The sequence below is a fragment of the Stutzerimonas sp. LR2 genome (assembly GCF_055755175.1).
This window is the reverse complement of the sequence record NZ_JBVTRR010000003.1, coordinates 188,086-208,349: the sequence shown is the minus strand read 5'-3', so window position 1 is coordinate 208,349 and position 20,264 is coordinate 188,086. Positions and strand designations below refer to the sequence as shown.

The following is a 20,264-nucleotide window of genomic DNA, read 5'->3' as shown; positions in this document are numbered from 1 at the left end:
TCTGCCGCAGTTTCCCTATTTTCTCGGTTGCCCTTCCTGGAACGAGAGCGCCTGGCTCGGCTCGCTCTACGCGCCGGGCACCCTGCCGTCCGCGTTCCTGGCCGAGTACTGCGCGGTTTTCAACACGGTCGAAGGCAATACCACGCTGTATGCCTGGCCATCGGACGACAAGGTCCAGCGCTGGGCCAGCCAGATGCCGGACGACTTTCGCTTCTGCGCCAAGTTTCCCAGAGAAATCAGCCAGGCTGAGAATTTGCCCGCGGCGCTGGATGCGGCGCAGGCGTTCCAGCGCCTGCTGCAGCCGCTTGGGCGGCGGGTGACGCCGTTCTGGCTGCAGCTGCCCGCCAGCGTGGGTCCGGCCAGGCTTGCAGAACTGGCCGCCTTCATCGAAGGCTTCGCGGCGCCGCTGGCCATCGAGGTGCGCCATCCGGCCTTCTTCGACAAGGGTGACGGCGAGCGGGCGCTCAATCGGCTGCTGCGTGATCGTGGCGTGGAGCGCATCTGTCTCGACAGTCGGGCGCTGTTCAGCTGCCGCTCAAGCGATCCGGCGCTGTTGCATGCGCAGAGCAAGAAGCCGCGTCTGCCGGTGCGGCCGGTGGCGTTCAGCGATTCGCCGCAGCTGCGGTTCGTGGGGCATCCGCAGCTGGAAGCCAACGATCCCTTTCTCGCACCCTGGCTGGACAAGGTGGCGGACTGGATCGAGGCGGGCAAGACGCCGCACGTCTATCTGCATACGCCGGACAACCACCGCGCACCGGAACTGGCCATGCGCTTCCACCAGCTGCTGAGCGAGCGGCTGCCCGGCATGCCAGCGCTTGCCGCCGTCCGTCAGGCGCCGCAGCTGTCGCTGTTGGACTGAACGGGCCGCCTGACCAGTTTTGTAAAACACCGCGTTCAACTTCGCCGCTGCGTCGTTGCCCATAGGGTATGACCTTCGGCCGATTCTTCCTTGTTCTGCTGATGCTGCTGGCCGGCTTCGTGCTGGCGGTGCGGCAGGAACTGATCGATATCCCGCCGCGCTGGAATCCCTGGGCGCCGCTGGATATTCGCGAGCCGCCGAACCTGCTGACCTCGCTCAAGCTTCGCCGCCTGCAACAGGATCGCTCCCTCTGCGAACAGGCGCTGGCCACGGCACCGCTGCGTTACACCGCTGTGCCGGACAGCACGCCGGAACCTGGCTGCCCGGTGGAGAACAGTGTGCGGGTGCAGGGTTCGGACGTGCGTTTCAACGGGCCGTTTCTGGCGACCTGCCCACTGGCGGCCGCCTATGCGATGTTCGAGATGCATGGTCTGCAGCCGGCCGCGCAGGCTGTGTTCGGCCAGCCGGTGGTGCGTATCGATCATTTCGGTAGCTTCGCCTGCCGCAACATAGCCCGCAGCAATCGTCGCAGCCAGCACGCCAGCGCCAATGCGCTTGACCTGGCTGGCTTTCATCTGCAGGACGGCACGCGTATCACGGTGGCCAGGGACTGGCAGGGCGAGGGCGACAAGGCGCGTTTCCTGCGTCAGGTGCGCGATGCGGCCTGCAAGGCCTTCAACGTGACGCTGGGGCCGGAATACAACGCGGCCCATCACGATCACTTCCATGTGGATATGGGCGGTTTCGGCATGTGCCGTTAGGTGTGCCAGCCCGGACGTCCGCAGGCCTGCTCTGGCACAATGCGCCGCTTTGAATCGATCTCGGGTGCCCCATGTCCGCAAGCAATCCTCTGGTTCGGGTCGAGCCGCTCGCGCCGTCATTCGCCGCAGTCGCTGGCCAATGGGCGCAGCGCCTGGGTTTGCCGCAGGAGCTGGCCGAGGCCGAGTTCGCGCTGCAGGTGGGCGAGGCCGGTCTGCAGCTGCAGCTGCTCGAGGCACAGGCGCCGGGGCCGGTGCGGGTGGACTTCGTAGAGGGTGCGGCGGCGCATCGGCGCCAGTTCGGTGGGGGCAGCGGGCAGATGATCGCCAAGGCAGTGGGCATTCAGCCCGGTATCCGACCGCGGGTGCTGGACGCCACCGCCGGGCTCGGGCGCGATGCTTTCGTACTGGCGACGCTGGGCTGCGAGGTCAGTCTGATCGAGCGTCAACCGTTGATCGCGGCGCTGCTGGACGACGGCCTCAGCCGCGCGGCGGCGGACGCCGACGTGGCCGCCATCGCCGCGCGGATGAGGCTGCTCGAGGGCAACGCCATCGATCTGATGCAGCAGTGGCGGGGCGAGCCGCCCCAGGTGATCTATCTCGACCCGATGTTCCCGCACCGCGACAAGAGTGCGCTGGTAAAGAAGGAGATGCGCCTTTTCCGTCCCTTTGTCGGCGACGATCTGGATGCGCCGGCGTTGCTCTCCGCTGCCCTGGAACTGGCCAGCCATCGGGTGGTGGTCAAGCGACCACGCAAGGCGCCGGCCATCGACGGCAGCAAGCCCGGCTACAGTCTGGAAGGCAAGTCCAGTCGCTACGACATCTACCCGAAGAAGAAGCTGCAGGCCTGACCCCGGTGAGCAGATGACGCAGCGCCGGATTCAGCCGCGGTAGGCGCGCAGAAAGAGGCCCACCGCATCCGCCACATGCTGATCGCTTTCCGCCTGGCTCGGTGCCTCGGCATAGCCGATCAGCAGGCGGAAATGTTGCGCGCCCTTGATCAGCGAACAGTAGTGTTCGGCGGCGCGCAGCGGGTCGTCGATGCGCAGCAGGCCCAGGCTGTCGGCCTGGCTGAACAGCTGCTGCAAATCCAATAGCAGCTGCTGCGGACCGGCGTCGAAGAACATCTTCACCAGGCCTGCGTTCTGCGTCGCCATCGCCACCATCACCCGATGCAGGCCAATGGATTCTGGGCTGTTGACCAGCTCATGGAAGGCACGACCGATCTCCAGCAGCAGCTTCTCGATGTCGCAATCGGCCTCCACCTGAAACAGGCGCCTCGGCAGTCGCGTTTCGCAGGTGGCTTTCACCGCGGCGCAGAACAGCGCTTCCTTGTCCTTGAAATGACTGTACAGCGTGAGCTTGGAGACACCGGCTTCGCTGGCGATGGCCTCCATGCTGCTGCCTTCGTAGCCGTTGCCGAGGAACAAGACCTGCGCCGCAGCGAGGATCGCCTCGCGCTTGGCCGGGTCCTTCGGGCGGCCGGGGCCGGGCGAGGGTGAATGACTCTCTATCATGGGCGTTTTAATACTGGACTGGCTGGTACGCTATTTTTACTATACCGCGCAGTATAAGTATTCCAATCCGCTTCGCGACAGAGAGACCTTCATCGTGTTCCGACATGTCCTGTCCTTCGCCTCCGTGCTTGGCTTAGCGCTCACTCTGACCGCCTGTGGTAACGGCGAGCCGCCGCAGCAACTGCCGCGGCCGGTCATGGTCGTGCATCCGCAACCGGCCAGCGAAGCGCGCGAGAGCTACCCCGGCGAAGTGCACGCGCGCTACGAGCCTGAACTGGCCTTCCGCATCGGCGGCAAGGTCGTCGAACGCCTGGTCGAAGCGGGCGACCGTGTGCGCAAGGACCAGCCTCTGGCACGCCTCGATCCGCAGGACGTGCGCCTGCAGCTGGACGGCATGCGTGCCCAGGTGGCCGCAGCGGAAGCCAACCTGCGGGTGGCCAAGGCGGAGTACGACCGCTATCAGGCGCTGCTCGGTCGTCAGCTGGTCAGCCAGTCGCAGTTCGACAACGCCGACAATGCCTACCGCGCCGCGACGGCCCGACTGCAGCAGGCGCGGGCTGAGTTCGACGTGGCCAGCAACCAGGTCGATTATGCGGTGCTGCGGGCCACCCGCGATGGGCTGATCGCCCAGCGCCGCATCGAGGTCGGCCAGGTGGTGGCGGCCGGTCAGACGGCCTTCGTGCTGGCGGCCGATGGTGAGCGCGAGGTCGCCATCGACCTGCCGGAGCAGTCGCTGGAGCGCTACCGGGTCGGTCAGGAAGTGGAGGTCGAACTCTGGTCGCAGCCGGGCCGGCAATACCGCGGCCAGATTCGCGAGCTTTCGCCGGCGGCGGACGCGCAGTCGCGGACCTATTCCGCCCGCGTCGCCTTTACCGAACAGGAAGTGCCCGCCGAGCTGGGGCAGAGCGCGCTGGTGAGCATCCGCCGTGACGGCGACGTTGCGCTGGCGGTGCCGCTCTCCGCACTCAGCGCCGAACAGGGCAGGGCGTACGTCTGGCGGCTCAGACCCGACTCCACCGTGGAGCGTGTCGAGGTCCGTACCGGTGCGTTCGGTGAGCAGCTGGTGCCGGTGCTTGAAGGGCTCGCTGCCGATGACTGGATCGTGCTGGCCGGAGGGCAGATGCTCAGCGACAACCAGCCGGTGCGGCCGGTCGATCGCCACAACCGCCCCGTCGAGCTGGCTGCCCAGGAGTAACCGCGATGCGCTTCAATCTTTCCGCCTGGGCGCTGCAGAACCGACAGATCGTCGTCTACCTGATGCTCCTGCTGGCCCTCGTCGGTGCGCTGTCCTACAGCAAGCTCGGGCAGAGCGAGGATCCGCCGTTCACCTTCAAGGCCATGGTCATCCAGACCCAGTGGCCGGGCGCGACGGCCGAAGAGGTGTCACGCCAGGTCACCGAACGCATCGAGAAGAAGCTGATGGAGACCGGCGAGTACGAGCGCATCGTCTCCTTCTCACGGCCGGGCGAGTCCAACGTCACCTTCATGGCGCGCGACTCGATGCGCTCGAAGGACATTCCCGACCTCTGGTACCAGATACGCAAGAAGATCGGCGACATTCGCCACACGCTGCCGCCGGGCGTACAGGGACCGTTCTTCAATGACGAGTTCGGCACTACCTTCGGCAACATCTACGCGCTGACTGGCGAAGGGTTCGATTACGCGATCCTCAAGGACTATGCCGACCGCATTCAGCTGCAACTGCAGCGGGTGAAGAACGTCGGCAAGGTCGAGCTGATCGGTCTCCAGGACGAGAAGATCTGGATCGAGCTTTCCAATGTCAAGCTGGCCACCCTCGGCGTTCCGCTGGAAGCCGTGCGTCAGGCGCTGGAGGCCCAGAACGCGGTCAGCGCCGCCGGTTTCGTCGAGACCATCAGCGACCGGGTGCAATTGCGCGTGACTGGTAGTTTCGAGACGGTCAAGGAGATTCGCGACTTCCCCATTCGCGTCGCCGGTCGCACGTTCCGCATCGGTGATGTGGCCGAGGTGCATCGCGGTTTCAACGACCCGCCTGCGCCGCGGATGCGCTTCATGGGCGAGCCGGCCATCGGCCTGGCGGTGTCGATGAAGAGTGGCGGTGACATCCTGATACTGGGCGAGGCGCTGCAGCAGGAATTCGCCCGGCTGCAGCAGGAACTGCCGGCCGGCATGCAGCTGCGCAAGGTCTCGGACCAGCCCGCGGCGGTGAAGACCAGCGTCGGCGAGTTCGTCAAGGTGCTGATCGAGGCGCTGGTGATCGTACTGCTGGTGAGCTTCTTCTCGCTCGGGGTGCGCACCGGTCTGGTGGTGGCGCTGTCGATTCCGCTGGTGCTGGCCATGACCTTCGCCGCCATGAACTACCTCGACATCGGCCTGCACAAGATTTCCCTCGGCGCGCTGGTGCTGGCGCTGGGGTTGATGGTGGACGACGCGATCATCGCGGTGGAGATGATGGCCATCAAGATGGAGCAGGGCTATGACCGGCTCCGCGCCGCCAGCTTCGCCTGGACCAGCACTGCGTTCCCGATGCTGACCGGCACGCTGATCACCGCCGCCGGTTTCCTGCCCATCGCCACCGCCAACTCCAGTACTGGCGAGTACACCCGTTCGATCTTCCAAGTCGTGGCGATCTCGCTGATCGCCTCCTGGATCGCTGCGGTGATGTTCGTGCCGCTGATCGGGGAGAAGCTGCTGCCGGACATGGCCAAGGCGCACAAGCAGAGCGGCGGCGACGGCCACGATCCGTACGCCACGCCGTTCTACCAGCGCGTGCGGCGCGTGGTGACGTTCTGCGTGCGCCGCCGCAAGACCGTCATCCTGCTCACCCTGGTGATCTTTGCCGCCGCCGTGGTGCTGTTCCGCCTGGTGCCGCAACAGTTCTTCCCCGCGTCCGGCCGTCTGGAGCTGATGGTGGACCTCAAGCTGGCCGAAGGCGCCTCGCTGAAGGCGACCGAAGCGGAGGTGGCGCGGCTGGAGCAGATGCTCAAGGAGCGGGCCGGCATCGACAACTACGTGGCCTATGTCGGCACCGGCTCGCCGCGTTTCTATTTGCCGCTGGATCAGCAGCTACCGGCGACCAGCTTCGCCCAGTTCGTTGTGCTGGCCGACAGCATCGAGTCCCGCGAGGCATTGCGCAGCTGGCTGATCGAGCGCATGCGCGAGGACTTCCCGAGCCTGCGCGGCCGCGTGACGCGGCTGGAGAACGGCCCGCCGGTGGGTTACCCGGTGCAGTTCCGTGTCACCGGCGAGCACATCGATGTGGTGCGCGGGCTGGCGCGGCAGGTCGCCGCCAAGGTCGGCGAGAACCCGCACGTGGCCAACGTCCATCTGGACTGGCAGGAGCCAAGCAAGATGGTGCGCCTGAACGTCGATCAGGATCGCGCCCGTGCGCTGGGCGTGAGCACCGCGGAGCTGTCCGGCTTCCTGCGGCGAACCTTCATCGGCAACAGTGTCAGCCAGTTCCGTGAAGACAACGAGCTGATCGAGATCCTCCTGCGCGGCACTGAGCGTGAACGGCTCGAGCTGTCCATGCTGCCGAGTCTGGCGATTCCCACCGAGAGCGGCCGCAGCGTACCGCTGTCGCAGGTGGCGACGCTGGAGTACGGCTTCGAAGAAGGTGTGATCTGGCACCGCAACCGCCTGCCGACGGTCACCGTGCGCGCCGATGTCTACGGCGACGAGCAGCCGGCGGCACTGGTGCGTCAGATCGAGCCGACCCTGGCGGACGTCCGTGCGCAGTTGCCTGGCGGCTATCTGTTGGAGGTCGGCGGCACGGTGGAGGATTCCGAGCGCGGCCAGCGTTCGGTGAACGCCGGCCTGCCGCTGTTCGTCATCGTCGTGATGACCCTGCTGATGGCGCAGCTCAAGAGCTTCTCGCGCTCGGCCATGGTCTTTCTCACCGCGCCGCTGGGCATCATCGGTGTTGCATTGTTCCTGCTGCTGTTCGGCCAGCCGTTCGGCTTCGTGGCGATGCTCGGTACCATCGCTCTGTCGGGAATGATCATGCGCAACTCGGTGATCCTAGTGGATCAGATCGAGCAGGACATCGGTGCCGGGCAGGCGCGCTTCAGCGCCATCGTCGAGGCCACCGTGCGCCGCTTCCGGCCGATCGTGCTCACCGCGCTGGCGTCGGTACTGGCGATGATCCCGTTATCGCGCAGCATCTTCTTCGGGCCGATGGCGGTGGCGATCATGGGCGGGCTGATTGTCGCCACCGCGCTGACGCTGCTCTTCCTGCCGGCGCTGTACGCGGCCTGGTTCCGGGTTCGCGAAGGCGAGGCCAGCGCCCACTGACGGCGCCTATCGGGCGCGCCCGACAGGCGCGCTCAGATGCCTGCGGCGTTCAGCAGGCATTCGGCGGCGGCCTTGGCGTTCAGGGCCTGCTCGCCGGGCCCCTCGATGTGCGCCATGCTCAACGCCCCTTCGAGCAGGTACTGCACCTGCCGCGCCAGCTGCAGCGGCTGCGGCGCGTTCAGACGTTCCAGCAGCTCGCGCAGGTAGGCGAGCAACTCTGCCTTGTAGGCTGACGAGCGACGATGGATCGGATGATCCCGATCGTGATACTCCGCCGCAGCGTTGATGAACAGGCAGCCGCAGAACGCATCGTTGCCGTGAATCATCCCGTGCAGCCCATCGAAAATGCCCAGTAGCGCTTCGCGCGGCGGCAGCCTGGCGGCCCGTTCCCGCAAGCGCGTCAGCATCAGTTCGTGACGGGCGTCCAGCACGGCGAGAATCAGCTCGTCCTTGGACTTGAAGTGCTTGTACAGGGTCATCTTGGCCACGCCGGACTCGGCCAGGATGCGGTCGATGCCGGTGGCGTGATAACCCTCGCGATAGAACAGATTCTCTGCGGTGTTGAGCAGCTGGTCGCGCTTGTTCGATGCCATGGATACCTCCTGCGGTTCGACCATTATGCGGGAGCGCTCGTCGCTCGCTCCAGCTGTCGTTCCTTCGTGGTGCTTGCAGTGTACAGACAGGTCTGTCTATTATCCAGTCACACCCATCGCAGAGGGCAACACCATGAAGCTCCATGACCTGACGCTGTCCGGCAATTGCCACAAGGCTCGCCTGTTCCTGAGCCTGATCGGCCAGCCGGTCGAGCGGGTGCCGGTGAACCTGCTGGCCGGCGAGCACAAGCAGCCGCCGTTTCGCGAGATCAGCCCGCGCGGGCAGATTCCGGTGCTCGAAGACGGCGAATTTCGACTGGGCGATTCCCAGGCGATCCTGGTCTATCTGGCCCAGCGTTATGCCCCTGAGTGGTACCCGCAGGACGCCGAGACCCAGGGCCGCATCGCCAGCTGGCTGAGCTTCGCTGCCAACGAGGTGCAGCACGGTCCGGCTACCCTGCGTCTGGGCAAGCTGTTCGGCCGGCCCATCGACGAGTCGCTGGCCCAGGCGCGTGCCGCCAGCGCCTTGCGCTTGCTCGAACGGCATCTCGCGCAGCACGCCTGGCTGGCGCAGACGAGCGCGCCGACCATCGCCGATATCGCCGTCTACCCGAACGTTGCGCTCGGAGGCGATGGCGGGCTCGATCTGCAGGCATATCCGGCGCTGCAGGCGTGGTTCGCGCGCATTCGCGCGTTGCCCGGCTATGCCGGCATGCCGGGGTTATAGCCGCCATGAACGCACATAAGGTGTGGACGCTCGGTGGGCGCATCCGGCGGCTCGGCGCATTGCTATTGCTTGCGCTGCTGGCGGCAGTGACGTCGGCCAACGCCGTAGCGGAAGGGTTGCGCTTCAGTCTGGTGAGGACGGCGCAGAGCGAGAGTGGCGACTTCCTGCTGCGCCGCGGCGGTTGGCAGCATCAGCCACAGACCCAGCACATCGCCATCCTGATCGAACATCGAGGTACCCGTCTGCTGTTCGGCACCGGGTTGGGGCGGCAGATCGACGAGCAGCTGGACGTCGAACTGCCGTGGCGAACCAAGCGCTACGGCGAGGTACAGCCGGTACGCGACCAGCTGGAGCGGGATGGGCTGGCGATCGACCGCATCGTGCTGGGCTGCGTGCGCTGGGAGCATGCCTCCGGATTGGTCGACTTTCCGGGCGTGCCGGTGCTCGCCAGTCCGGACAGTCTCGACTACCTGCAGACGGCGACGCCACCAGCGGTACTGCGGAGCCAGTTCCGCCATCCGATCGACTGGCAGCCCCTGCAGTTCGATCCACGGCCTTATTTCGGGCACGCGCAGAGCCTGGACCTGTTCGGCGACGGACAGCTGGTGCTGGTACCGCTGGCCGGACACGGCGCGGTTGGCCTGTACCTGACCCTTGCCGATGGTCGTCGCTTTTTCTTCCGCGGCGACCGCCCCGAGCAGGACGTCGGCGGTGCGCAAGGCATTGCGACGTTGCGCGATGCCGACACCCAGGCATCGCTCGGCTACTACCCGCACTGGGTGCAGTGAGATGGAGGGCTGAAAAAATCAGCACGGCCAGGGGAAATATGGGCGATGCTTGAAGCAGGGCAATGGGCGATCACTCGATTCACGAAGTGTCGATCGCCCGGCCCGTGCCCAATGGCCGAGTAGGTTCGCCGCCGTGAAGACAGATAGCTGCGCGCCCCTGGCAAGGGTCGTCGATCTGCTGCTGGACGCGATCTGCGTCGTCGATGCGCAAGGCAACTTCGTTTACGCCAGCGCCGCGTGTGAACGCATCTTCGGCTATACGCCGCAGGAGATGCTCGGCAAGCGGATGATCGAGATGGTCTATCCCGAAGACCGTGAACGGACCATGGCCGCGGCCCGCTCGGTCATGGCCGATCAGCCGCTGCTGCACTTCGAGAACCGATACGTGCGCAAGGACGGCGGCGTAGTGCACATCATGTGGTCGGCCTGCTGGTCGACCGATAACAAACTGCGCATCGGCGTGGCGCGCGACATCACCCAGCGCAAGCAATCCGAAGCGATGCAGGCGGCGCTCTATTCCATTTCCGAAGCGGCGCATGGCGCGAAAGATCTGGCCGCGCTGTATCAGCAGATTCATCAGACCATTGCGCAGCTGCTGCCGGTGGACGATTTCATCGTCGCCATCCGCAATACTGCCAGCGGCGAACTCGCCTATCCCTACCAGGCGCTGGCGCTCGACGCGACTGCTCTGCCGGCGGAGCCTGCGGCGTCTCTGTGCTTTTCCGTTCTGCATGGCGCGCAAGCGTTGCGCTTCAACGCCGACTCGATGCGTGCGCTGGCGCTCCCGCTCGGTGACGGGGATCTCCACGCCTGGTGGTTGGGTGTGCCGCTCAACTCTAGCGAGGGCGTGATCGGCGTCCTGTTGCTCAAGAGCACCGCGGCGCCCTACACCGAGAAGGATCAGGAGCTGTTGCAGTTCGTTTCCACCCAGGTGGTCACGGCAATCGAGCGCAAGCAGCTCTATGCGCGTCTGGAGCGCATGGCGCAGTACGACGAGCTCACCGGTCTGCCGAACCGCGCGTGCTTCCGCGATCGACTGAGCACGGCGCTGGCACGGGTGCGGCGCAACGGCGGGCGCATCGCCTTGCTCTACCTAGACCTGGACCGGTTCAAGCAGGTCAACGACACCTACGGGCATGGCGGCGGTGATCAGCTGCTGCAGACCGTCGCCGAACGCCTCGGCGGTTGCGTGCGGGACACCGATACGGTGGCGCGGCTGGGCGGTGACGAGTTCGTGGTATTGCTGGAAAGCATCATCGACGCGGAGGACGCCCAGCGGGTGGTGGCCAAGATCCGCGACGCCTTCGAGGCGCCGTTGCCGATTGCCGGACACAGCCTGGAGATCGGCATGAGCATTGGTATCGCCCTCTACCCGGAGGACGGCGAAGTGGAGGCGCAGCTGCTCAAGCAGGCCGATGAGCGCATGTACCTGATGAAGAGCGGCCGCGGGCAGCTACCGGTGGATTGCGCCTGAGTCGGAAGCTCAGAAGGACTTCAGCATCCTGCCCAGCAGCTCCATCGCCTGCTCGCTGCGGGTGTCCCATGGATGGCCATGGTTCAGCCGCGCGCAGTTGCGAAAGCGTTGGGTGGCCGAGAAGATCGGCCCCGGCGCCAGGCTGATGCCCTGGGCCAGCGCCAGTTGCAGCAGCTGCAGCGAGTCCACCTGCTCGGGAAATTCGAACCAGAGAAAGTAGCCCCCAGAAGGGCGCGTAACCCGCGTGCTCGCTGGGAAATGGCGCGCGGCGGAGGCGAGCATCGCGCCCTGCTGCATCTCCAGTGCGTGGCGCAGCTTGCGCAAGTGGCGGTCGTAGCCGCCATGTTGCAGATAGTCGGCAATGGCGGCTTGCGCCGGCACGGAAGGTGAGATGGTGGTCATCAGCTTCAGCCGGGTGATCTGCTCGGCGTAGCGGCCGCCGGCGACCCAGCCGACCCGATAGCCGGGCGCCAGGCTCTTGGAAAACGAACCGCAATGCATCACCAGGCCTTCGCGATCATGGCTCTTCACCGGCTTGGGCGGCTCGCGGGTGAAGTACAGCTCGGCGTAGACGTCGTCCTCGATCAGCGGCACCTGATGGCGCTGCAGCAGATCGTAGAGCTGCTGCTTCTTCGCCTCGCCCATGCTCGCGCCCAGGGGGTTCTGCAGGCTGCTCATGAACCAGCAGGCCTTGATCGGCAGGTGCGCCAGGCGATCGGCGAGAATCTCCAGATCGATGCCTTCGCGCGGATGGACGGGAATCTCCACCGCTTTGAGCTTGAGCCGTTCCAGCACCTGCAGCGTGGCGTAGAACGCCGGCGACTCGATCGCCACCAGGTCACCCGGCTCCGTCACCACCTGCAGGCAGAGGTTCAGCGCTTCCATCGCACCTGTGGTGATCACCAGCTCGTCCATCGGCAACATCACGCCGCTGACCATGTAGCGCAAGGCGATCTGCCGGCGCAGGTCCGGATTGCCCGCGGTCATCTCGGCGATCACTTCGCGTGCCGGCATGTCGCGCACGCTTTGCGCCATCGAGCGTGCGAGTCGTTGCAGGGGAAACAGCTCGGGGCTGGGAAAGGCCGAACCGAAGGGTACGGTGGCCGGATCGCGCAGCGAGGCGAGCACGGAGAAGACCAGTTCGCTGACGCCCACCTCGGTGGTTTCCGCCGGGCGGGTGCTGATGTCTGGTTCGTGCAGCGGGCGCTTGGCATGTTCGCGAACGAAATAGCCCGAACGCGCCCGCGCCTGGATCAGCCCGCGGTCTTCCAGCAGGTAGTAGGCCTGGAACACGGTGGACGGGCTGACGCCATAGGTGCGGCTGGCGTGGCGCACCGAGGGCACCTTTTCCCCGGGGGCGAGCACGCCGCTGCGGATCAGTTCGGCAATCTCATCGGCGAATTTCTCGTAGCGCTTCATCGTGTCCGGGCCGTGGCGGTTGGGCATGGCCAGTCTACTGGCGTAGCGCCGCGATGGGGGCGACGAAGGTGCTCGGTGTGCTCACCCGACTGTCCGGCTCGGCCAGGTCGCTGACCTGGAAACGCAGCTCATGGCTGGAACCATCGGTGTTGGCGAGCAGCGCCACGCTGACCGGCAGATCGGCGATCTCGCCCGGTGCCAGGCTGATCTCGCGCGGGCCCTGCAGCTCGAAGGGGCCGCCGTCCAATGCCAGCGCGTAGCGGCGCGGCTGCTGCGTCTTGTTGATCAGCTTGAGGCGATACATGTTCTCGATCTGGCCCTGCATGTTCTCGCGGTACAGCGTGCGGTCGCGGGTCACGTCCAACTGCAGCTGCGGCCGCGCATCCAGTGCCCAGATGAAGGCGGCGATCATCGCCGTCATCGCCACCGCATAGCCGACCAGCCGCGGACGCAAGAGGCGGGTGATGCCGCCCTTAAGCGCACGTTCGGAGGTGTAGCGCAGCAGGCCGCGGGCGTAACCCATCCGGTCCATGACGCTGTCGCAGACGTCGATGCAGGCGCCGCAGCTGATGCAGTCCAGCTGCAGGCCGTCGCGGATGTCGATGCCGGTGGGGCAGACCTGCACGCACAGCGTGCAGTCGACGCAGTCACCGAGGCCCTGTGCTCGCGGATCACTGCCCTTGCGCCGGGCACCGCGGTTCTCGCCGCGGGCTGTGTCGTAGGAGACCAGCAGGGTGTCGGCGTCGAACATCACGCTCTGGAAGCGCGAGTAGGGGCACATGTGCAGGCACACCTGCTCACGCAGCCAGCCGGCATTGATGTAGGTCGCGGCGGTGAAGAACAGCAGCCAGAAGGCGGTGGTGGCGCCGACCTCGAAGCGGGCAAGGTCGGCCACCAGCTCGCGTACCGGGGTGAAATAGCCGACGAAGGCCAGCGCCGTGGCCAGGCTGATGGCCAGCCACAGCGTGTGCTTGGCGGCACGGCGCAGCAGCTTGGCGGCGGACCAGGGTGCAGCATCGAGCTTGATGCGCTGCAGGCGGTCGCCTTCAGTGATCTTTTCCACCCACATGAACATCCAGGTCCAGGTGCTCTGCGGGCAGGCGTAGCCGCACCAGATGCGCCCGGCCAGCACGGTGATGAAGAACAGGCCGAACGCGGCGATGATCAGGATCGCCGAGAGCAGGATGAAATCCTGCGGCCAGAAGGTGGCGCCGAAGATGTGGAACTGCTGCCGGTCCAGGTCCCACAGCACCGCCTGACGCCCGTTCCAATTCAGCCAGACGGTGCCGAAGTAGAGCAGCATCAGCAGGGCGCCGCCCAACAGGCGCAGGTTGCGGAAACGTCCGCTGAAACTGCGCGTGTGGATGGGCCCGCCGCTCTGGGCGGGCGTCAGGCGGATCGGCTGGCTGGGATCAACGGTTTCGATGATCCGCGCGGGTATGCGGTCGGTCATTGGCTTTCGCCCCATAGGCAGTTCAGGCGAGGCGGATGATCCCCGTCGAGGCTCATGCATAACAGACTCAGATGTGGCGGCTAAATACGGATCAGATCGGGTGCGGCAGTGCTGTGAGAGCGCAGGTGCCGCTAGGCCTTGACCTGCATCAGCGGAAGCTGTCGGGATCGGCTGATCCGCTTTTTTTGTCTGCATCTGATGCTGTTCTGCCGTCGCCAGGCCGGCCATAGTCGAAGCCTTTTGCCGAAGGAAGAGGAGCCAACGCATGATTCATCCAATGCTGCCGCGGGAGCATCGCCGATGATTCTCCAAGGCCTGACCTGGCTCGTGCTGCTGCAGCTGCTCGGCAATCTGATCAACCTGGTGCTGCTGCCGGCACTGCCGGGGCCGATCATCGGCATGCTGTTGCTGTTCGGCCTGTTGCTGCTGCGCCGCAGCATTCCGGAGTCTCTGGAGAAGACCGCGGCCTTGCTGCTGCAGTACCTGCCGCTGCTGCTGATCGTGCCGGCCGCCGGCATCATGACAAGCGCTGGCGCACTGCTGGATGATCTGCCAGCGATCGCCGCCGGCCTGGTGTTGTCGCTACTGATCACGGTGCCGTTCTGCGGCTGGCTGATGCAGCGGCTGATCCGCCGACTCGATCGCCAGCGGGAGGATCAGGCATGACCGTATTCGATTGGCGCACCGCCTGGGCGGCGGTGGTGGTCCATCCGCTGTTTGCCGTGGCGCTGACCCTGATCGCCTTTCAGCTGGCGCTGATGCTGTATCGCCGCAGCGGCTGGCTGGTGCTGCAACCGGTCATGGTGGGCATGCTGCTGGTGGTCGGCACACTGACCCTGGTGGACCTCGACTATGCGCGCTACCGCGACGGCGCTGCGCTGGTCGCCATGCTGCTGGGGCCTGCCACCGTGGCCCTGGCGGTGCCGCTGCATCGACATCTCAAGCGTATCCAGCAGCTGTTCTGGCCGATCGTCATCACCTTGGCGGTCGGCGGCGTGCTCAGCGTGGTTCTGACGCTGGCGATCGCCTGGGCGCTGGGCGCAGAGCTGCCGGTGCTGATGAGCCTGGCGCCGAAGTCCGCGACCATGCCCATCGCCATGCTGGTGGCCGAGCAGCTCGGCGGCCTGGCTTCACTGGCGGCAGTGTTCGTCATGCTGACCGGCGTCATCGGCACCGCGTTGGGACCGCTGCTGCTGCGCTGGGCCGGGGTCGAGCATCCCGCGGCGCGGGGCCTGAGTTATGGCCTCAACGCCCATGCCATCGGTACCGCCAGGGCGCTGGAGGAGGGCGATGAGTGCGGCGCCTTCGCTGCGCTGGGCATGAGCCTGCTGGGCATTCTGATCGCGCTGCTGCTGCCATTCGCCCTCGGTTGACGCCGCCTGCCGGACATTCCCGTGCAGGCCGCGGCTGTGGCGGCGTTGCGACCCTCACGCGCCACTGGCTAGCACCCCGTCAGACCCGTTAGAGTAGGCGGCGGTCGCTTGACCGTGCACAGGGTGCAAACCATGAAATTGCGGATGTTCCAGGTCGATGCTTTCACCGCTGAACGTTTCCGGGGCAATCCCGCGGCGGTGATACCCTTGCAAGCCTGGCTGCCGGACGAGCTGATGCAAGCCATCGCCGCCGAAAACAACCTTTCCGAGACGGCCTTTTTCGTTCGCGAGGCGGACGGGGCCTTTCACATCCGCTGGTTCTCGCCGCTCACCGAAATCGATTTCTGTGGCCATGCCACGCTGGCCAGCGCCTTCGTGCTGCTGGAACAGGGGCTGGCCCGCGCGCCGCTGACCTTTCGTGCCGCTGCCGTGGGCGATCTGGCCGTGCAGCGGCGTGCTGACGGGCTGCTGGAAATGAGTTTTCCCAATCGCGCGCCGGAGCCGGTCGCCGAGCCGCCGGCCGCGTTGCTGCAGGGGCTCGGGCTCGCGCCGGAAGCGGTGCTGCGCAATCGCCAGGCATGGTTCGCCGTCTACCGCGACGAGCAGCAGGTGCGCGCTCTGGCGCCAGATCTGCAGGCGTTGCGCACGCTGGCACCGCTGGATGTGGTGGTGACCGCGCCAGGGCGCGAGCAGGATTTCGCCTCCCGCTATTTCTGGCCGGCCAATGGCGGCGCCGAGGACCCGGTCACCGGTTCCATCCATGCCGGGCTCGCGCCGTACTGGGCCGAGCGGCTGGGGCGCAACGAACTGGTGGCGCTGCAGGCATCGGCGCGCACGGGCATCCTGCACTGCCGGGTCGAAGCGGACCGTGTGATGGTGGCCGGGCAGGCGGTGCTCTACCTCGACGGCACCATCGAACTCTAAGACGAATTCAAGGGCGCATTGCGTACGGTCCGTGACCTGCGCGATGGGTGTGCCTGTGTGTGGCTGGTCGGTTGAAACGAGAATGGGGTTGTGATGATGAAAAGGCTGTTGCCGTTTGTCCTGCTTGCCGGCGCGATGAGTCCGTTCGCCTGCGCGGCGCCGCCGGCCCTGCCGCTGGACGACCGACAGGCACTGATCGAGACCCTGCTCGAGCGCATGACCCTGGCGGAGAAGATCGGCCAGCTGCGGCTGATCAGCATTGGTGGCGACATGCCGCGCGAGCGCATCGTCGAGGAGATCGCGGCCGGCCGCATCGGTGCCACTTTCAATTCGGTGACCCGAGCCGACAACCGCCCCATGCAGGAGGCGGCCTTGCGCAGCCGACTGGGCATTCCGATCTTCTTCGCCTATGACGTGGTTCATGGCCATCGCACCATCTTCCCCATCAGCCTGGCCCTGGCTTCAAGCTGGGACCTCGACGCCATTGCCCTGAGCGGTCGGGTTTCGGCCATCGAGGCCAGTGCCGACGGCCTCGATCTGACCTTCGCGCCCATGGTGGACATCACCCGCGACCCGCGCTGGGGGCGGACGTCCGAGGGCTTCGGCGAAGATCCGTACCTTGTCTCACAGATCGCCGGCACGCTGGTGCGCGCCTATCAGGGCGAGCGCCTGAGCGCCGCGGACAGCGTGATGGCCAGCGTCAAGCACTTCGCCCTGTACGGTGCGGTGGAGGGCGGGCGTGACTACAACGTGGTCGACATGAGCCCGCAGCGCATGTACCAGGATTACCTGCCGCCCTACCGTGCGGCGGTGGACGCCGGCGCCGGTGGCGTGATGGTGGCGCTAAACACCGTCAACGGCGTGCCGGCCAGTGCCAACCGCTGGCTGTTGCGTGACCTGCTGCGCGACGACTGGGGCTTCCGCGGGCTGAACATCAGCGATCACGGCGCCATCGATGAACTGCTGCGCCATGGCGTGGCCCGCGATGGCCGCGAGGCCGCGCGCCTGGCGATCGAGGCCGGCATCGACCTGAGCATGCACGACTCGCTCTATCTGCAGGAACTGCCCGGCCTGGTCGAACGCGGCGAAGTGCCCCTCGAGCTGATCGACCAGGCGGTCGGTCGTGTGCTCGGCGCCAAGTACGACCTGGGTCTGTTCCATGATCCCTATCGCCGCATCGGCCAGGCGGTGGACGACCCCGCCGAGGTCAACGCCGAAAGCCGCCTGCACCGCGAGGCGGCACGCCAGGTCGCGCGCGAGTCCCTGGTGCTGCTGGAAAACCGCGGGCAGACGCTGCCACTGCGCAGGGATGCACGCATCGCGCTGGTCGGGCCGCTGGCCGATTCCCCCGTCGACATGCTCGGCAGCTGGTCGGCAGCCGGCGTGGCAGCGCAGGCCGTGACGCTGCGCCAGGGCGTCGAACGAGCGCTTGGCAAGGACGGCCGGATCATCCACGCGCGCGGCGCCAACGTCACCGACGATGCCGGCATGATCAAGTACCTGAACTTCCTCAACTGGGACCGCCCGGAGGTGGTCCAGGACCCGCGTCCGCCGCAGGCGATGATCGACGAAGCGGTGCGTGCGGCGCGCGAGGCCGATGTGATCGTCGCGGCTCTGGGCGAGGCCCGTGGCATGTCCCACGAATCGTCCAGCCGGACCAGTCTGACCTTGCCGGCCAGCCAGCAGGCGCTGCTCGAAGCCCTGGTCGCCACCGGCAAGCCACTGGTGGTGGTGCTGATGAATGGTCGCCCGCTGCAGCTGGGGTGGGTCAGGGAGCATGCCGATGCGCTGCTGGAAACCTGGTTCACCGGTACCGAGGGCGGCAATGCCATCGCCGATGTGCTGTTCGGCGCGCACAACCCTTCGGGCAAGTTGCCGATCTCCTTTCCGCGTTCGGTGGGGCAGATTCCCACCTATTACAACCATCCAAGGTTGGGCCGCCCCTATGTCGAGGGGCGTCCGGGCAACTACACCTCGCAATATTTCGAAGAGCCCAACGGCGCGCTGTACCCATTCGGCTACGGCCTGAGCTATACCGAGTTCGAACTGTCCAAACCGCAACTTTCCCAGCGCGAATTGAAACGTGGGCAGCGCCTGGAGGTCAGCGTAACGGTAAAGAACAGCGGAGCGCGCGCCGGCGCGACCGTCGTGCAGCTTTATCTGCAGGACCTGGTCGGCTCCAGCGTGCGGCCGGTGAAGGAGCTCAAACGCTTCGAAAAAATCCGGCTCGAGCCGGGCGAGACGCGGGTGGTGCGCTTCACTCTGGGCGAGGACGACCTCAGGTTCCACAACGCCCGGCTCGACTACGTGGCCGAGCCAGGAGAATTCGAAGTGCAACTGGGGCTCGATTCGCGAGCCGTGCAGAGCGAGCGCTTCGAGCTGTTGTAAGAAAATTTCTGTATGGAGAAACGCCTGCAGTCCGGCAACGCCGCCGCACCTGTCGCGCGCGGCACAGCGGCTGGGCTCGGGTGGTTCACCACAGCGAAGCAGAGCGAACTCTGCACAAACGTGTAATTCGGAGGCGGTGTGTTACGCATTTTTCAACGGAAGACGGGTACCCATCCGGCGCGCATGCTGGCGGGGCTGGCAGGTGGGTTGTACATGCTGATGGCCGGCAATGCGCTGGCGTTCAGCCTGGATGATGTGGCGAAGCAGGCGCAGGAACTGGCGTCCCGCGGCTATGAGGAACCGGCGAGCAACCTGCCGGAAGAGTTTCGCCGAATGGCCTTTGCCGATTACCAACGGCTGCGCTTCGACCCCGAACATGCCTACTGGAAGGATGCCGATACACCGTTCCACCTGCAGTTCTACCATCAGGGCATGCACTTCGACACGCCGGTACGCATCAACGAGATCACCGCGACGGACGTCCGCGAGATCCGCTATGACCCGGCCATGTTCCAGTTCGACGGCGTCGAGGTCGATCCCGCTGCGCTGGAAGGTCTGGGCTTCGCCGGTTTCAAGGTGCTCTATCCGCTGAACAAGAAGGACAAGCAGGACGAAGTGATGACTCTGCTCGGTGCGAGCTATTTCCGCATCGTTGGCAAGGGCCAGTGGTATGGCCTGTCCGCACGCGGGCTGGCGATCGACACGGCGCTGCCGGTGGGTGAGGAGTTTCCCCGCTTCCGCGAGTTCTGGGTGGAACGGCCGCAGCCCGACCGGCGCAACCTTGTCATCTACGCGCTGCTCGACTCGCCGCGTGCCACCGGCGCCTACCGCATGGTGCTGACGCCGGGCAAGGACAGTACGCTGGACGTGCAGGCCCGGGTGTACCTGCGCGAGCCGGTGGGCAAGCTCGGCATCGCGCCGCTGACCAGCATGTACCTGTTCGGGGCGAACCAGCCCAGCGATTCGCTGAATTTCCGCCCGCAGCTGCACGACTCCGAGGGGCTGGCGATCCACGCCGGCAACGGTGAGTGGCTCTGGCGCCCGCTGAACAACCCGCGTCGCCTGGCGGTCAGCGCGTTCAGCGTGGAGAACCCGCGTGGCTTCGGCCTGATGCAGCGCACCCGGGAGTTCAACCGCTACGAGGACCTGGACGACCGCTACGAGCTGCGCCCGAGTGGCTGGGTGGAGACCCGCGGTGACTGGGGCAAGGGGCATGTCGAGCTGGTGGAGATCCCCACGCCCGACGAAACCAACGACAACATCGTCGCCTTCTGGTCGCCCGAGAAGCAGCCGGAGCCCGGTCAGCCGCTGGGCCTGGAGTATCGCCTGCATTTCTCCATGGACGAACCGAGTCTGCACGATCCGCAACTGGCCTGGGCACAGCAGACCCGCGTGTCGGCCGGGGACGTCAAGCAGGCCAACCTGATTCGCCAGGCCGATGGCAGCACCGCTCTGGTGGTGGACTTCGTCGGGCCGGTGCTGGCCAAGCTGCCCGAGGATGCGCCGGTCACCACCCGCGTCAGCGTCGATGACAACGCCGAGCTGGTGGAGAACAACCTGCGCTACAACCCGGTCAGCAAGGGCTGGCGCATGACTCTGCGGCTCAAGGTGCGTGATCCGCGCCGGCCGGTGGAAATGCGTGCGGCGCTGGTCGATGGTGAAAAGACCCTTTCCGAAACCTGGACCTACCAGATTCCTCCCCATGAATGAGCAGGACGC

General features: G+C 66.0%; 17 protein-coding genes. 13 read left to right on the top strand and 4 right to left on the bottom strand.

Annotated elements, in window-relative coordinates:
* The first annotated feature begins 1 nt into the window (after position 1).
* The 3 genes from ACVRRC_RS11775 to ACVRRC_RS11765 all read left to right on the top strand — a co-directional run bounded on the left by ACVRRC_RS11775 (position 2) and on the right by ACVRRC_RS11765 (position 2,468).
* Positions 2-859, top strand: coding sequence for a DUF72 domain-containing protein (locus tag ACVRRC_RS11775; RefSeq protein WP_256379701.1), 858 nt, complete (start codon positions 2-4; stop codon positions 857-859).
* A 68-nt stretch (positions 860-927) separates the two neighbouring features.
* On the top strand, positions 928-1,620 hold the full coding sequence (locus ACVRRC_RS11770) for an extensin-like domain-containing protein (protein WP_013983352.1): 693 nt from the start codon (positions 928-930) through the stop codon (positions 1,618-1,620).
* Between the two features lie 71 nt (positions 1,621-1,691).
* Positions 1,692-2,468 carry a class I SAM-dependent methyltransferase gene (locus tag ACVRRC_RS11765; protein ID WP_013983351.1) on the top strand — a complete coding sequence of 259 codons (777 nt, stop codon included), beginning with the start codon at positions 1,692-1,694 and terminating at the stop codon, positions 2,466-2,468.
* 30 nt (positions 2,469-2,498) lie between these two features.
* On the opposite strand, the gene ACVRRC_RS11760 is transcribed toward ACVRRC_RS11765, so the two are convergent.
* Positions 2,499-3,134: a TetR/AcrR family transcriptional regulator gene (locus ACVRRC_RS11760; RefSeq protein ID WP_125853358.1), complete on the bottom strand. Its 636-nt coding sequence runs from the start codon at positions 3,132-3,134 to the stop codon at positions 2,499-2,501.
* Positions 3,135-3,228: 94 nt separating this feature from the next.
* Here ACVRRC_RS11760 and ACVRRC_RS11755 point away from each other — a divergent pair, with 94 nt between their 5' ends.
* Positions 3,229-4,329, top strand: coding sequence for an efflux RND transporter periplasmic adaptor subunit (locus ACVRRC_RS11755; RefSeq protein ID WP_043942336.1), 1,101 nt, complete (start codon positions 3,229-3,231; stop codon positions 4,327-4,329).
* 5 nt (positions 4,330-4,334) lie between these two features.
* Positions 4,335-7,406 (top strand): efflux RND transporter permease subunit, encoded by a 3,072-nt coding sequence (locus ACVRRC_RS11750; protein ID WP_013983348.1) that lies wholly within the window; start codon positions 4,335-4,337, stop codon positions 7,404-7,406.
* Positions 7,407-7,438: 32 nt separating this feature from the next.
* Here the strand turns inward: ACVRRC_RS11750 and ACVRRC_RS11745 are convergent, their stop codons facing one another.
* Positions 7,439-7,999, bottom strand: a complete 561-nt coding sequence (locus ACVRRC_RS11745) for a TetR/AcrR family transcriptional regulator (RefSeq protein ID WP_169917656.1) — start codon at positions 7,997-7,999, stop codon at positions 7,439-7,441.
* A 133-nt stretch (positions 8,000-8,132) separates the two neighbouring features.
* On the opposite strand from ACVRRC_RS11745, the gene ACVRRC_RS11740 reads away from it, so the two are divergent.
* From ACVRRC_RS11740 to ACVRRC_RS11730, 3 genes are all read left to right on the top strand, one after another.
* Entirely contained in the window at positions 8,133-8,726 is a 594-nt protein-coding gene (locus ACVRRC_RS11740) for a glutathione S-transferase family protein (RefSeq protein ID WP_014597175.1), read from the top strand.
* Positions 8,727-8,731: 5 nt separating this feature from the next.
* Positions 8,732-9,514 carry an MBL fold metallo-hydrolase gene (locus ACVRRC_RS11735; protein ID WP_472997043.1) on the top strand — a complete coding sequence of 261 codons (783 nt, stop codon included), beginning with the start codon at positions 8,732-8,734 and terminating at the stop codon, positions 9,512-9,514.
* A gap of 133 nt (positions 9,515-9,647) precedes the next feature.
* Entirely contained in the window at positions 9,648-10,988 is a 1,341-nt protein-coding gene (locus tag ACVRRC_RS11730) for a sensor domain-containing protein (protein WP_125866182.1), read from the top strand.
* Positions 10,989-10,997: 9 nt separating this feature from the next.
* Here ACVRRC_RS11730 and mapR read toward each other — a convergent pair whose 3' ends face one another.
* Together mapR and ccoG are read right to left on the bottom strand one after the other, a co-directional pair.
* Positions 10,998-12,407, bottom strand: coding sequence for a GntR family transcriptional regulator MpaR (gene mapR, locus ACVRRC_RS11725; protein WP_041755917.1), 1,410 nt, complete (start codon positions 12,405-12,407; stop codon positions 10,998-11,000).
* 34 nt (positions 12,408-12,441) lie between these two features.
* The gene (ccoG, locus tag ACVRRC_RS11720; protein WP_472997042.1) at positions 12,442-13,860 is read right to left on the bottom strand and encodes a cytochrome c oxidase accessory protein CcoG; all 1,419 of its coding nucleotides are present in this window, start codon (positions 13,858-13,860) and stop codon (positions 12,442-12,444) included.
* Positions 13,861-14,160: 300 nt separating this feature from the next.
* Here ccoG and ACVRRC_RS11715 point away from each other — a divergent pair, with 300 nt between their 5' ends.
* The 5 genes from ACVRRC_RS11715 (at position 14,161) to ACVRRC_RS11695 (ending at position 20,255) form a co-directional block, all read left to right on the top strand.
* Positions 14,161-14,526: a CidA/LrgA family protein gene (locus ACVRRC_RS11715; RefSeq protein WP_003300577.1), complete on the top strand. Its 366-nt coding sequence runs from the start codon at positions 14,161-14,163 to the stop codon at positions 14,524-14,526.
* A complete protein-coding gene (locus ACVRRC_RS11710; RefSeq protein ID WP_011913835.1) occupies positions 14,523-15,233 on the top strand; it encodes an LrgB family protein in 711 nt (236 codons plus the stop codon). The genes ACVRRC_RS11715 and ACVRRC_RS11710 overlap by 4 nt, the downstream gene beginning before the upstream one ends.
* A 144-nt stretch (positions 15,234-15,377) precedes the next feature.
* Entirely contained in the window at positions 15,378-16,157 is a 780-nt protein-coding gene (locus ACVRRC_RS11705; protein ID WP_013983338.1) for a PhzF family phenazine biosynthesis protein, read from the top strand.
* A 96-nt stretch (positions 16,158-16,253) separates the two neighbouring features.
* Positions 16,254-18,545, top strand: a complete 2,292-nt coding sequence (bglX, locus tag ACVRRC_RS11700) for a beta-glucosidase BglX (protein WP_472997041.1) — start codon at positions 16,254-16,256, stop codon at positions 18,543-18,545.
* Between the two features lie 183 nt (positions 18,546-18,728).
* Positions 18,729-20,255, top strand: a complete 1,527-nt coding sequence (locus ACVRRC_RS11695; protein WP_472997154.1) for a glucan biosynthesis protein G — start codon at positions 18,729-18,731, stop codon at positions 20,253-20,255.
* Positions 20,256-20,264: the final 9 nt, after the last annotated feature.